The sequence below is a fragment of the Paenibacillus taichungensis genome, assembly GCF_047302525.1.
Lineage (GTDB): Bacteria > Bacillota > Bacilli > Paenibacillales > Paenibacillaceae > Paenibacillus > Paenibacillus taichungensis_B.
In genome coordinates this window covers 2,822,978-2,836,485 of sequence record NZ_CP168020.1, presented here as the reverse complement: position 1 = coordinate 2,836,485, position 13,508 = coordinate 2,822,978, and the positions used below count along the sequence as shown (strand labels likewise).

The 13,508-nt window shown below is 45.4% G+C and carries 11 protein-coding genes; 1 reads left to right on the top strand and 10 read right to left on the bottom strand.

What is annotated here, in order from left to right:
- Positions 1-9: 9 nt before the first annotated feature.
- The 6 genes from ACDJ58_RS12950 to ACDJ58_RS12925 all read right to left on the bottom strand — a co-directional run bounded on the left by ACDJ58_RS12950 (position 10) and on the right by ACDJ58_RS12925 (position 6,999).
- Positions 10-1,680, bottom strand: a complete 1,671-nt coding sequence (locus tag ACDJ58_RS12950) for a urocanate hydratase (protein ID WP_413379649.1) — start codon at positions 1,678-1,680, stop codon at positions 10-12.
- A gap of 67 nt (positions 1,681-1,747) precedes the next feature.
- Positions 1,748-3,109, bottom strand: coding sequence for an LLM class flavin-dependent oxidoreductase (locus ACDJ58_RS12945; protein ID WP_413378480.1), 1,362 nt, complete (start codon positions 3,107-3,109; stop codon positions 1,748-1,750).
- 76 nt (positions 3,110-3,185) lie between these two features.
- Positions 3,186-4,124, bottom strand: coding sequence for a glycine betaine ABC transporter substrate-binding protein (locus tag ACDJ58_RS12940; RefSeq protein ID WP_413378477.1), 939 nt, complete (start codon positions 4,122-4,124; stop codon positions 3,186-3,188).
- Between the two features lie 29 nt (positions 4,125-4,153).
- Complete coding sequence (locus tag ACDJ58_RS12935) at positions 4,154-4,693, bottom strand: ABC transporter permease (protein ID WP_413378475.1); 540 nt, start codon at positions 4,691-4,693, stop codon at positions 4,154-4,156.
- Positions 4,694-4,795: 102 nt separating this feature from the next.
- Positions 4,796-5,935: an ABC transporter ATP-binding protein gene (locus ACDJ58_RS12930; RefSeq protein WP_413378473.1), complete on the bottom strand. Its 1,140-nt coding sequence runs from the start codon at positions 5,933-5,935 to the stop codon at positions 4,796-4,798.
- 299 nt (positions 5,936-6,234) lie between these two features.
- Positions 6,235-6,999 (bottom strand): IclR family transcriptional regulator, encoded by a 765-nt coding sequence (locus ACDJ58_RS12925; RefSeq protein WP_413378471.1) that lies wholly within the window; start codon positions 6,997-6,999, stop codon positions 6,235-6,237.
- A gap of 247 nt (positions 7,000-7,246) precedes the next feature.
- Between ACDJ58_RS12925 and ACDJ58_RS12920 the strand changes: the two genes are divergently transcribed.
- Positions 7,247-8,773: a multicopper oxidase family protein gene (locus tag ACDJ58_RS12920; protein WP_413378469.1), complete on the top strand. Its 1,527-nt coding sequence runs from the start codon at positions 7,247-7,249 to the stop codon at positions 8,771-8,773.
- Positions 8,774-8,930: 157 nt separating this feature from the next.
- On the opposite strand, the gene ACDJ58_RS12915 is transcribed toward ACDJ58_RS12920, so the two are convergent.
- The 4 genes from ACDJ58_RS12915 to ACDJ58_RS12900 are packed head-to-tail and all read right to left on the bottom strand — an operon-like array spanning position 8,931 to position 13,498.
- Positions 8,931-10,319: an MGH1-like glycoside hydrolase domain-containing protein gene (locus ACDJ58_RS12915; RefSeq protein ID WP_413378467.1), complete on the bottom strand. Its 1,389-nt coding sequence runs from the start codon at positions 10,317-10,319 to the stop codon at positions 8,931-8,933.
- A 28-nt stretch (positions 10,320-10,347) separates the two neighbouring features.
- Positions 10,348-11,199: a carbohydrate ABC transporter permease gene (locus ACDJ58_RS12910; protein WP_053782315.1), complete on the bottom strand. Its 852-nt coding sequence runs from the start codon at positions 11,197-11,199 to the stop codon at positions 10,348-10,350.
- Positions 11,177-12,235, bottom strand: a complete 1,059-nt coding sequence (locus tag ACDJ58_RS12905; RefSeq protein WP_413378464.1) for a carbohydrate ABC transporter permease — start codon at positions 12,233-12,235, stop codon at positions 11,177-11,179. Before ACDJ58_RS12905 ends, ACDJ58_RS12910 begins: the two co-directional genes overlap by 23 nt.
- A 12-nt stretch (positions 12,236-12,247) precedes the next feature.
- Positions 12,248-13,498 (bottom strand): extracellular solute-binding protein, encoded by a 1,251-nt coding sequence (locus tag ACDJ58_RS12900; protein ID WP_413378462.1) that lies wholly within the window; start codon positions 13,496-13,498, stop codon positions 12,248-12,250.
- Positions 13,499-13,508 lie beyond the last annotated feature (10 nt).

Genomic DNA, 13,508 nt, shown 5'->3' with positions numbered 1-13,508 from the left:
TTCCCGATGTTATTTCACAGTGGATGAAATGGTTTCATATTGATGGGTATCAATTCGGGCAATTCCCTTTGTTTTAACCTCGGCCAACGATTGCTCATAACCGGCATCCGCATAGCGGAGTACGCCAAGACCAGTATCATTGTCAAGTGCTGTACGAAGACGTGCATCACTTGACAATGATCCGTCGGCTACAATGGTGACTCCCGCACTTGTCATATAACCGGAATAGCCCCCTCCGCCGGAATGAATCGCCACCAGATCAGCCATGGAAGAACAATTGAGCATGGCATTCAACAACGGCCAGTCGGAAATCGCATCGCTTCCGTCTTTCATCCGTTCGGTCATAATGTTGGGATGAGCCATAGCAGCTGCATCCAGATGATCCCGGGAGAAGGCGACTGGTCCTGCAAGTTTTCCTTCTCGTACCAATTGGTTAACCGCGAGTGCCAGCTTGCTGCGGTCTTTATGCCCAAACCAGCCTATACGGGCCGGCAATCCCTCAAACGGCACATACGTATTCGCGAGTTTGATCCAATTAGACACGATGTCATTATCACTAAATTCTTTCAGGATATAATCGTCAATGATTCGTATATCCTCTGCCTCTCCGCTAAGAGCGATCCAGCGGAAAGGACCGATAGCCCGGGCAAAAAGGGGACGAAGAAAAGCTTCCGTAAATATATCGATCTCAAAAGCATTCGTAACTCCATATTGCACTGCCTGTGAACGGATATTGTTGCCATTGTCAAAAACGACCGCTCCCCGTTGTTTGAATTCCAACATCGCCTTTACTTCATTGGCGATTGAAGCTCCGGCAGCAGCCTGAAGCTCAGTCGGATGCTCTCGTCGTGCCACACCAGCGGATGCAGGTGAGTAGCCGCTTGGAATATATCCGTATAACAAATCATGTGCAGATGTTTGGTCAGTCACAATATCCGGCTGGACACCTCTCCGAAGCAGTTCTGGATAGACATCCGCAGCATTTCCGAGCAGTCCAACGGACAGGCTTGTGCCGCTGCTTACAGCTTCAGTAATCCATAGCAATGCTTCATCCAGGCTATCTGTCTTTCGCTGTAAATAACCGGAAGCGATTCGTTTGTCTATTCTCTCCTCCGCAACCTCTACACAAAGGATTGCCGCATTAGCCATATAACCCGCTAAAGGCTGCGCGCCCCCCATACCGCCCAATCCAGCGGTTAGAATGAAACGTCCTCTCAAATCTCCGCCGAAGTGTAGCCTTGCGATACTTTGGAAGATTTCATAGGTTCCCTGTATGACACCCTGTGATCCGATGTATTGCCAAGCAGCCGCAGTAAGGCCGCCCCAAATGATCAGTCCTTTATCTTGCAACTCATAGAAATTCTCACTGGTTGCCCATCGGCCGACCAGATTGCAGTTAGCCATCACGACTAGTGGTGCTTGCCGATGGGTTCTGAATACACCAATCGGTTTGCCTGACTGAATGACCAGTGTTTCGTCTTCCTCCAATTGCTTTAGGGTATCGACAATTGCCAGATAGGAAGGCCAGTTACGGGCGGCCTTTCCAAGGGAGGCATAGACGATCAGCTCCTTCTGGTTCTCGCCGTTCTCGAGCACGTTCTCCAGCATGCGCAGCAACGCTTCCTGACGCCAGCCTTTGCATCGCAGCACGCCACCTCGTTCAGCAACAATCCTTTTCACAGTCACTCCTCGCTTTCGGTCTCCTGCTATATCATTACATTGGAGTTATTTGTACTTCCTCGTTGAGTTATCTTTCTGCCGTTCCTAAAGTAATCTTTTCTTGTGAATAGCGGTTTTCTGGTTTGCTGAGTCCAAAATGGTCCCTTAGTGTAGTGCCTTCATATTCTAGGCGCAACAAACCTCTGCGCTGAAGAATGGGCACTACCTCAGCTACAAAATCATCCAGAGCACCAGGCAGGTGAGTAAAGGCAATATTGAATCCATCCGCTGCACCATTGTTGAACCATTCCTCAATATGATCGGCAATCTGCTCGGGAGTTCCGGCAAAAGCCCGTTTGCTTACTATCCGTTTGGCAAGCTGAATCAGCGTCAAATCTTCTTCCTTGAGGATGCGTCGGATACGTTGTAAACCACTTTTACTCTGGTTAAAGCCTTCTTCTTCAGGTAGAAAAGGCAGCGGTTCATCCAGCGGATAGCCGGAAACATCCACCCCGATGTAATGTGACAGCAAGTCCAAAGCCAGTCGGTCTGGAGTAAGATTCTCGACAATAGCAAGCTGCTCCGCCGCCTCTTCGGCAGTAGCCCCAATAATGGGCATCAAGGCAGGCAATATCTTGATTTCATCGGGAGAACGGCCATATTTGGCAAGCCTTCCCTTGATGTCTTCATACAACGCTTTCCCTTCAGAGAAAGTGCCACCAGGGGCAAATACAATTTCGGCCGTTGCCGCGGCCACCTCTTTACCGGCTTCCGAAGCTCCGGCTTGGATCAAAACAGGATACCCTTGTGGTGGACGGGAGATATTAAGGGGTCCTTTTACTTTAAAATGAGTACCTTCGTAATCCAGATTGTGCAGCTTGTTCTTGTCTGCAAAGTACCCACTTTCCTTGTCGAACAGCAGTGCTTCCTCTTCCCAACTGTCCCAAAGTCCTTGCGTTGCCTCTACAAATTCTTTCGCACGTTCATATCGCAGCTCATGCTGCAGATGGCGTTCCTTACCGAAGTTCCACGCCTCTTCGTCCGTTTGAGACGTCACAATATTCCACGCGGCTCGCCCCCCACTGAAATGATCCAGCGTCGCCAGCTTCCGGGCAATATGATACGGATCGTTATAGGTCGTCGAGATGGTCGCCGCCAAACCAATATGAGACGTTACCGCAGCCAAAGCGGAAAGCAGTGTGAACGGCTCCGGCCGAATGCTATTGGCATGGCTAATACCGGATTCGAATCGATCCCAGACGTACAGTTCATCGGCGTAGAAGAACATGTCGAATCTTCCACGCTCCGCCGTCTGCGCAATTCTTTTGTAATAATTGAAATCAAGGAGTCCCTCTGCTTCAGACCCGGGATGTCTCCAACTTGAAATATGCTCACCCGCCGGAAAAAACATCATTGCCCCCAGCGCAAGCTGCCGTTTACCATTACTCACAGTGCGTCACCCTCTCTTATTAACTCGTTGTTAGACAACGTAATTACCATTAATCATTGATTCATCATGTAGAAATTCACTTGATTAGCCCTTGGGCTTTCAGCCAGTCCCTCGCAACATCAAGTGCCGGTTTCTGATCCTGCTCCACCTCTGCATTCAACTTTTGCATTGCCTTCTCATCCAGTTTTCCTGCCAACTTGTTGAGGACTTCTTTCAACTCCGGATGTTCATCCAGCGTCTGCTCACGAACCACTGGAAATGCATCATACGGAATAAACACATGCTTGTCATCCTCCAACGCTACGAGATCATTCGCCAGGATTTGGCTGTCCGTTGAATACGAGAGCTTCACATCAATCAGCTTTTGCTTTATCGCCTGATACTGCAAGGAAGGGTCCTGAATAGACTTTGTCTCCTTGAACTTTGGTTTGTATATGCTCTCTACATAAGGCCAGGCATCTGGGCGATTCAGAAACTCCTCACTGGCTCCAAAAACCAGTTCACCTGATTTCTCAGCAAGTTGAGAAGCTGTCTTCAGCCCATACTTCTCAGCGGTTTCTCTACGTACTGTAAAGACATAGGTATTGTTGAACCCTAGGGGTTCTAGCGCAATCAATTTGTTCTTTTCCTTGAGTTGGGTTACGACTGTTTTAAATGCTTCATCTGCATCAAATTCTGGTTCCTGCTTCAAAATATTGATCAAGGCCGTCCCGCTGTACTCTACATAGGCATCCACATCTCCTGAGTCAATGGCATTCCAGAGCAGTGTGTTGTCCAGCTTCTTAATCTCTGTCTTCAGCTTCGTGTCATTCTCAACCAAGAGTTTGAAGGCGTTGGCCAAAATGTCCGACTCTGCGAATCCTTTCGTGGCCAGTACGATGGTATCGTTACGCCCGGACGCATTGGAATTCGAGCACCCCGCTACTGTAAGTATGGTCGTCAATACCAGCCCAAGGGTGATAAGTAGCCTGCCTCCTTTGATTACATTCCATCTTTTATTGTTTGTGGTTGTCATGATTGGTGCTCCTCTCCCTAGGTAAAAGCTTAAAATTTATTCAAATGCCGCAACCCCTTCGGGGTAAGTGCCCTGTTAAGCAGCAGCAAAATGAAGTTTACGGAGATTACCAGCAGCGAGACGGGGATAGCCCCTTCCATAATGGTAACCGTGTTGATCATGGCAATGCCTCTTGTGATGATGTCTCCCAGTCCTCCTGCGGCAATATAGGTCGCAATCGTCGTAAGACTGATCGTTTGCACCGCGACGAGCCTTACGCCGGCCATGATGACACTGCACGCAATCGGAAGCTGAATCATCTTCATCATCTGCCATCTGGTCATGCCCATTCCGGTTCCTGCCTCAATCAGAGAAGGATGAACTCCATTAATGCCGACATAGGTGTTCTGGAGCATCGGAAGCACGGCATATAAGGTCAATGCAATAATGGCGGGTGTTGTGCCGATGCCTACCAGCGGAATCATGAATCCGAACAACGCCAGACTTGGAATGGTCTGGATGGCAGAGACTACAGTAATGATTGTATCCGCCATCCGCTTGCGGCAGGTAAATACCAAGGGGTATTGCAATAATTCCCGCCATGAGGACGGAAATCAGGGATAGATACATGTGCTCTCCCATTTTCTCAACGATCATCGGCCAGTCAGCAGCTAACGTATCCCATACATGGTTCATGCACTCGTCTCCTCTCGGTGAAAGTGTCGCCCAATGGCTTCAATAACACCTGAACGGGTTACCGTACCGATTAAACGGTTCTGATCATCCACGACAGGCAATATTCGTTGACTTTGCATCAGTTCGAATACATCAGAGATTGGTGTGTTCTCAAAGAGGGCGCGAGTCCCATTTTTCACAATATCGCCGACCTTCATTTTGCTGTCATGCTGCAGATGTTCACTAATTTCTTCGATTCCTACAATACCCAGTAGCTCTCCCCAATTCCCGGTCACGGCAAGGGCATCAGCCTGATTCAAACGCAGGAGATCAAGTGCCTCAACGATTGTTGAGATATTACTTATCGAGAGACCGTCAATCATAATATGCTGTGCCATCCCACTTGGAAAAGAAGGACGAAACCTCTCCTGACCGATGAATTCTATCACAAAGTCGTTTGCCGGATGGGCCAGCAACTCTGCAGGTGTGCTGTTCTGAACTACCTCACCCTCGTTCAGTAGAATTATTCGATCGGCGATCTTCAGCGCTTCTTCAATGTCGTGGGTGACAAAAATTATCGTTTTATGCAGCCGCTGATTCAGATGGATCAGTTCTTTTTGAAGTTGGACCCGGCTGATGGGATCAAGTGCGCTAAAGGGTTCATCCATCAAAATAATGGAAGGGTCTGACGCCAGTGCACGGGCTACACCGATCCGTTGCTGCTGCCCGCCACTAAGCTCATGGGGATAACGTTTGCTATATTGTTCAGCTGGGAGACCGATCAGGTTCAGTAATAGATCAACTCTCTCTTTTCGTTCTTCCTTTCTCGCTCCCTTAAGCCTCGGAACAATGCCAATATTTTCTTCAATGGTCATATGTGGAAACAGTCCAATCTGTTGAATTACATATCCGATATCGCGTCGAAGTTTGACTGCATCTGCAGCTCCTACGTCTCGCCCTTCAACAAGAACCTTTCCCTGACTCGGTTCCTCAAGACGATTGATCATTTTGAGCAGTGTAGTTTTGCCGCAACCCGATGGCCCTATAATTGTTACAATCTGTCCTTTCGGTACCGTAAGATTAAAATCATGTAGCACACTGCCGGAACCATAATCTTTATTTACATGTTGGAACTCAACTGCCACTGCTTCAGTCATCGTTCTTCCTCCCCTTTCAAAGTTGAGTAAACTAATTTGTTAACTCGGATAAAAAATAATTTTTTTTGCACCCATCAGTCATCATTTAACTAATATTTCGAATTCTCTCTAAAAAAGAAGAAGGCCTTATTTCTCGCCAATTGGCGAAAAACAAGACCTCCAATGTTATGGTCAGTCATTTATTATTAACATGCGATAATCAAATTTCTTATTCCAATAATATTACCAAGAACATTCTTTTGTCAATCATTAATTCGACTATTTCTATCGGGATTAATTATGATAGCTGATATTTTTTTCTATCCCCCTCCAAGTAGATTGGAGAGATGTTTGGACGATTCCATAACGCTATCAATCATTTCGGGTATCCTCTCTTTCGTGCCACGAAATAAGGGACCCGCAATAGACAAGCTTGCCACGACAAGACCATGACTATCCACTACAGGTGCTCCAATCGCAAATACATCGGGATCATATTCTCCTTCAGTACAAGCGAAGCCCTGTTCCTTGACAGCTTTCAAGCTATCAATCAATTCTGATCGGTTCCGATCGTTTGTAATATTCCCTAGTACCTGCTCAATCGTCTTCTCATTTTCAAAAGCTAGTATACTTTTTCCAGAAGCGCCTTGATGAAGAGGCAAACGTCTACCGTTCTCTATTACAAATTGAATAAGACCTCGACCTTTCACATGTTGAATGCATACAGCATCATTTCCAGTTCTAACGAACAATAACGAAGTTTCCTGTGTAGACTCCATCAGATTGATCATAATAGGCAATGCAAGCGATAATAACTCACGATGAATCTGTTGGTTCAAACTACGAGCTAAATCCAGAATACGCAAACCAAGTCCGATCTGATTCTTGCCCCTACGCTCCACAATCCCGTTCTTTTCAAGCGTTTGCAAAAAACGGTAAGTTGAGCTCTCCGGAATGTTGACCTTTTCCGCAATCTCACTAACCGATAATGTTCCATTCGCCTCAGATAACGCAAATAAAATATCCAAAGCCCTTCCAAGAGTGTTTGTTCCACTTTTCCGATCCAAAGCGACGCTCCCTTTCATTGAAATCATCCGTTTCTTTTATCATATAGTGAAAGATTGCGGAAATCACTATCGTTTTACTCGTTTGTATAAATGACATACAAATAGAATGCTTACTCAATAGTTACTGTTTTAATTGCTGTCATAGCACGAAGGTATGATGCTGTTTGCTTCTCCTTTATTCCTCTATATATAACTAACATAATGAACAAGTTCAAGATCATAAAATTACATAGTGATCCTAACCATAGGGAGGCTCCCAATTCTTATGCCTGAAAAGATAAAACTGCAAAAATTCGTGGATGAACTGCCTATTCCAAACACATTATCTCCTAAGAAGCGAAGCAGTAATAGTTCTTATTATGAAGTGACTATGAAGGAGTTTTCTCAGAAGCTGCATAGAGACCTGGGACCAACACGTTTATGGGGTTATGACGGAACATTTCCAGGTCCTACGTTTGAAGTGATGAAGAATGAAACCGTGTTTGTTAAATGGATGAACGACCTGCCCAATAAGCACTTTCTTCCCGTTGATACTACGATTCATGGTTCGGAAATAACTGTTCCAGAGGGTAGAAGCGTTGTGCATTTACACGGAGGAAGAACGCCAGCTCATAGTGATGGCTACCCCGAAGCTTGGTTTACGAGAAATTTTGAGCAAACGGGGCCTTTGTTTGAGCGAGAGGTTTATACGTATCCAAATATTGAACGAGCAACAATGTTATGGTATCACGACCATACAGTAGGAATTACAAGATTGAACGTCTACGCAGGACTCGCGGGATTTTATTTCATTCGAGACCAAAATGAACAATCCCTTAATCTTCCGAAAGGAAAATATGAAATCCCTCTACTCATTGTGGACCGATCATTCAATCCGGACGGGTCACTATACTACCCCAGCAAACCGGATCAAAATGATGCAGGTCTTCCTCACCCTTCCCTTGTTCCTCCTTTTGATGCGGATACCATTCTGATAAACGGCAAGGTTTATCCATTTTTGGAGGTAGAACCAAGAAAATACCGATTTCGGATTTTAAATGCATCCAATAGTCGAATCCTTACCTTAAGAATGGAATCCAATCAACCATTTTATCAACTTGGAACCGATAGTGGCTTTCTTGAGACAACAGTAAGAATAAACGAATTTGTACTTTTAAGTGCCGAGCGTATAGATGTGATCATTGATTTTTCTCAATACTATGGTCAAACTATTATTCTCAAAAATGTCACCAAGAGTGCGTCCCCTGAAACAATAGATATCATGCAATTCAGAATAAGTGTTCCATTAAAAAGTATTGATACCAGCTCACTTCCCTTTTATTTAGGAGCATTCGAACGACTCCCAAAAAGTATGGCAAAGAGAACAAGATATTTAACACTTGTCAGAGTGAAGGATCAATATGGTCGCTCCTTAAATCTATTAGATGGAAAAATGTGGATGGATCGAATTTCCGAAAGAATTGAATTAAATACGGTTGAAATCTGGCGAATCATCAATATCATTGATGATGATCCTCACCCCATTCATATTCATTTGGTTGATTTTCAAATTCTTGATCGTCAGCCTTTTGATGTTTCTCATTTTCAGAAAACTGGAAAACTTATTTTCACAGGGCCCCCCACTCCTCCTAATCCGTATGAAATGGGATTAAAGGATACTGTAGCAACCCCCTTCGGTTACGTTACAACGATTATTGCTCGTTTCGGACCCTTTACCGGGCGTTATGTATGGCATTGTCACATGCTTGAGCATGAAGACTACGAAATGATGCGACCGTTTGATATTTTTTAGCGCACTCCAGCACTGCAATGAATGAATGGACATATCCCCAAAAAAATTACTAAAAAAAAGAGATATGTACCTCCAAAAAATGAGGCACATATCTCTAGAAAAGCATTTTATGACTCTCTGTCACATGGCACAAGTATGCAGAGACCCTGACTGAATATTAACCTTCCTGCGCAATGGACACACGGTGCATCTCATCTTCAGCCACTTTTATTGAAATAAAGCTGATCTGTTCTCCACCTTCGTTTGTTTCCTGTTTGGCAGCAACGGCTATGCCGTTGTGGTATAACGTCTCGGTATTTACAGGAAAAGCAGCCTTCCAGACAAAAGGTTTTCCAGATTGCAGCGTCACTTCACTCTCTGTATTCCCAGTATGTTTAATCATAATGTTCCGATCAAGGATAGGGATATTACCCATTTCCGACCATTCCAGTGAATGTGTAAGTCTTGGCAAGGTGCTGATTACGGATGCTCCGTTTCCCTTAATTCCCATCAATCCGGCGGCCATGGAACCTATCACGCAATAAGATACCTCAGGGTAATCCCGTCGCTCCAATGATGGATTCACCAGCTCTTTCAATTCACTAAAGGCTTCTTCATTTTGGCCGTACTGATAAAAAATATCCGGCAGGTAAGTCTTTCCTTCAACGTTAGCAACACGATTGATCTTGACATCCTCAAGCGCCTTATGCAGTTTCTCCGGGTCACTGACCGACCCGTAATAGAGAGGGAGAAATGTCCCTTCTGCATTATAGCCTGTTAGGAAAGAATGGTCTTGCAGCTTGGCGCCGAAGAAGCGCCCCTCCTCCTCGTTCCACCATTCTTGCTCATAACGCCGTTTCAAGTCTTGCGCCTTGGTAGTGTACACTTCCGCTATCTCCGTTTGTCCCCTGAGACTGGCCAGATGGACAAATGCACGGTAACCGGCAATTTGAGCAGCGATCATATCACCACCCATCAAAGGCTGATGTCCAGCTTCGTTGAATGTAGCCAGGCCCCTGCGTCCGTATTCGGGATAATATTCCAATACTCCATCTCCGTCTTTGTCCCAGGTACTTGTATATTCATTTAACGTTAAATTGAAGAAGTCCAGTAACTTACTGTTATTTAAATAATAAGTATCGCCCGTCCATAAGTATTGACGCAAGCTGGCGTCAATAATGTCGAAATTTGCCGGGAGATTATACCAAAAATCCTCATCGCTTTCATAATCGACTGGTGCAGGAACATTGTTCCTATTGATCTCCCAGTATGTACACCAGTCACGTGACTCGGCAATATTTTCGGCAAAATGCATGATCATATTCTTGGTATGGAGACGAAGTCCAAGAACAGCAGCTCCGGTGCTATGGTGCATTACATCACGGATGCAGAATGCCTCTCTGGCTGGAAGAGCGGCTTCGTACCATAGCCCGACGGGATCTTCACCAAAGTGGGCATATTCCAGCGCCTGCCGTTTGGCCCAAACAAAACCTTCATTCAACTCCTTATCGGAAGATTGAAAAGTTACAGCACCAGCTTGGGATTCTATTTCTCTCTCATAAGACATGACAAAGTCACTCCTGTCCTTTTTCGGTTTAACTTTCCTTGGAACCTGAGAAGGTCAGACCTTCCATAAATGCTTTTTGCGCGGTGAAGAATAATAGGATACACGGCAAAGTGATTACAACAGCCGCTGCCATTAGCAAGTTGGTATCTGTGGCATAAGTACCCTGGAACCCCGCGAGACCGAGCGTGAGTGTCTTCCATTTGTCACTGTTAATATAAATAAGCGGTCCCATGAAGTTGTTCCAGGAGCCCATAAAGACCATGACCCCAACCGCCATCAGAGCTGGTTTGGACAGTGGTAGGAAAATCTTCCACCAAATTTTAAAATAACCGCAGCCGTCGATGATCGCTGCTTCCTCCAATGCGACGGGTAGCCGGGAATAGAACTGACGTAGCAAAAAGATATAGAACGCCGATCCAAAGAAAGCTGGAACGATCAGCGGGTAAAGCGTATCCAGCATGCCCAGATTCTTGAACAGAATGAATTGCGGAATCATCGTAACCTCGCCTGGCAACAGCATGGTTGACAACACCAGTACGAACAATATCCCGCTTCCCCTCACCTTCAAACGGGCAAAGGCATAACCCACAATAGATGAAGAAAGAACCGTACCAATGATAGGGAACACCGTTGTAATCACAGTATTGATTAGATAACGACCAAACGGGAACGCGGTAAGCGCCTTCGCATAATTATCCCAGCGCCAGTTATCAGGCCATATGCTCATCCCGGAAACTGCAACCTCCTCCAGACTCCTCAGAGAGGCAGAAACCATCCAGAGAAAGGGATACAGGAACATAACGCTCCCGATCAGAAGCAATATATAGGCCAGCCAATGAACCTTTTTGTGAGCAGATTTACGCTCTTTTTTTACGGACACGACGCTTCCTCCTTCCGGTTTGCTCTGTTTCGTAATAAACCCATAATGCACTGCTGCGGAATACGAGCGCAGTGAACAGGAGGATAATCACAAAGAGTACCCAGGCCAACGCCGAACCGTAGCCCATTTTGAACCACATAAAGGCATTTTGATATAGATAGTAGGCATAAAATAACAACGAATTATCCGGTCCACCGTTAACCATGAAACCTTGGGTAAAGGTCTGGAATGCCCCAATCATACTTGTAACGGTGTTGAAAAATAAAATCGGTGAAATCTGTGGTAGCGTCACATGCCAGGCTTTTCTTGCCGCCGTTGCTCCATCAATCTCAGCCGCCTCATACAGGCTTTGTGGAATATCCGAAAGACCGGCCAGATAGATAATCATATTGCCTCCGACCGTCCAAAGACTCATGATAATGACTGCAGGCATTGACCATTCTGGACTGGAGAACCAGCCGGGGCCTTCGATACCTATCAAACGCAATAATGAATTGACCAGACCGACATTCGGGTTAAAGATCCAGATAAACAGCACCATTTGTGCAACACCCTGCACGAGCGTTGGCAAATAATAGATGGTACGGAAAAAATAGATCCCGCGTAGCTTCAAATTCATCAGTAAGGCAATCGCTAAAGAGAGAATGACCTGCAAGGGTACACTTACGAGTGTGTAATAGAAGGTCACGGACAGCGATTTATAAAACATGGTATCCTTGAATAGCATGCGGTAGTTGTCCAAACCGATCCATTTCGGGTCGCTGACGACCTCCCATTTGTTGAAGCTGATATAGAATGAGAAAATCATCGGACCTACCGTAAATAACAGAAAGCCAATGATCCAGACTGAGACGAACAAATAAAAACTTGCTGTTTTGGTATGGATAATCCTCTTTTTCACAAGAACTCTGGTAATGGTAAAAATAATAGCGAATACTAGCACGATAACGGTCAGAAAAGGGAGAAGAGGCAACACAGCTGCCGGTGCCCCTATTCCTTCATAGAAATTGTAGATCCCTTCTATTATTCCATTCATAGTTTGCTCCCGTTAGTTTTGTTGTAAAATCTTGTTTATCTTCTCTGCCACCTGCGGGAATACTTCCTTCACATCCTTGTTTCCAATTCCGATTGGTGTCGTATCGTCGATAGCTTTCATCTCGTTGTTGATTTCATTCGTACCCTTCTGGGCTTCTTGTGTATGCTGCTTCTCGGCGGCAAGTACGAAGGCTTTCAGGTTCTTGTCAGGGGAAACCGTTTCAAACGCACTTGTTGCACTGGAAATAACCGGAACCCCATAGGCATTCTTGTTTCCTCCGATGATTTTTTGCACTTCTTCGTTTTGTGTAAGATGATTAATGAAAGTTTCGGCGGCTTCAACATTCTTGCTGTCTTTGCTTAGAGCCAGCCCGTTAACTTCTTTGGAACCGCCGTTCCCTGGGAAAGGAACAATATCCCATTTGAATTTCTGCACATCAGCCATTTGTGGCAAATACCAAGGACCGAAGTCGGTGAACATGCCGATTCTTCCTCCCAAATACCAGTTCATCATGCTTTGTCCCTGCTTCTCACTGTCGTTCGGCACGATGCCGGCTTGTTTGCTAGAGACAATATACTCGGCAGCTGCTATGGCTTGCGGTGAATCAAGTGCCGACTTACTCAGATCATCGCTGTAAAATTGACCGCCGAACGCATAAATCCAGTTACCGAGCCACAGCGGTTCTGAACCAAAAATCTTTGTTGCCCCTTCTCCAGATGTGAGATTCTTAGCGATGTCATTGAATTGTTCAATCGTCATCGGTTCGGTCTTGCTTGGAAGCGGAATGTTTTTTTTCTCAAAAAGATCGACGTTAATCGCCATGACTTTAGGCTTGATAATAAATGGTGCTGCATATGCTTTGCCATCCACACTCATGGAATCAACGAGGGAAGGCGAACTGAAGAGCGATTCATCCAACTTCAATTCTTGGAAAGCGTTTGCAAAACCAGGCAAATCCCCTCCTGAGATCAGCATGACATCAGGAGTCGTCCCTCCAGCAATCATCGTCTGTAGCTTGGTAAGATAATCCTTCTGAATCCACTGGCTCTCAACCTGAATGTCAGGGTAATTTGTCTCGAAGTTATCAATGGCCTGCTTGATCGCATCAGCTTCTGACTGAGCTCCCCAGAAGGCAAATGTTATTTTCCCCTTGTCTTTCGTCCCACTCTGACTTTCCGACGAGTTCCCTCCATTTCCAGAACACGCCGACAATGCAATTACAACAAGTAGAGATAAAATAATCAAAGACCATTTTTTCATCATTTTTCCCCCT

Coding starts and splice junctions, on each gene's coding strand:
- ACDJ58_RS12940 (WP_413378477.1), bottom strand. CDS start 4,124: ATGACAACCACAAACAATAAAAGATGGAATGTAATCAAAGGAGGCAGG.
- ACDJ58_RS12930 (WP_413378473.1), bottom strand. CDS start 5,935: ATGACTGAAGCAGTGGCAGTTGAGTTCCAACATGTAAATAAAGATTAT.
- ACDJ58_RS12925 (WP_413378471.1), bottom strand. CDS start 6,999: ATGAAAGGGAGCGTCGCTTTGGATCGGAAAAGTGGAACAAACACTCTT.
- ACDJ58_RS12920 (WP_413378469.1), top strand. CDS start 7,247: ATGCCTGAAAAGATAAAACTGCAAAAATTCGTGGATGAACTGCCTATT.
- ACDJ58_RS12915 (WP_413378467.1), bottom strand. CDS start 10,319: ATGTCTTATGAGAGAGAAATAGAATCCCAAGCTGGTGCTGTAACTTTT.
- ACDJ58_RS12905 (WP_413378464.1), bottom strand. CDS start 12,235: ATGAATGGAATAATAGAAGGGATCTACAATTTCTATGAAGGAATAGGG.
- ACDJ58_RS12900 (WP_413378462.1), bottom strand. CDS start 13,498: ATGATGAAAAAATGGTCTTTGATTATTTTATCTCTACTTGTTGTAATT.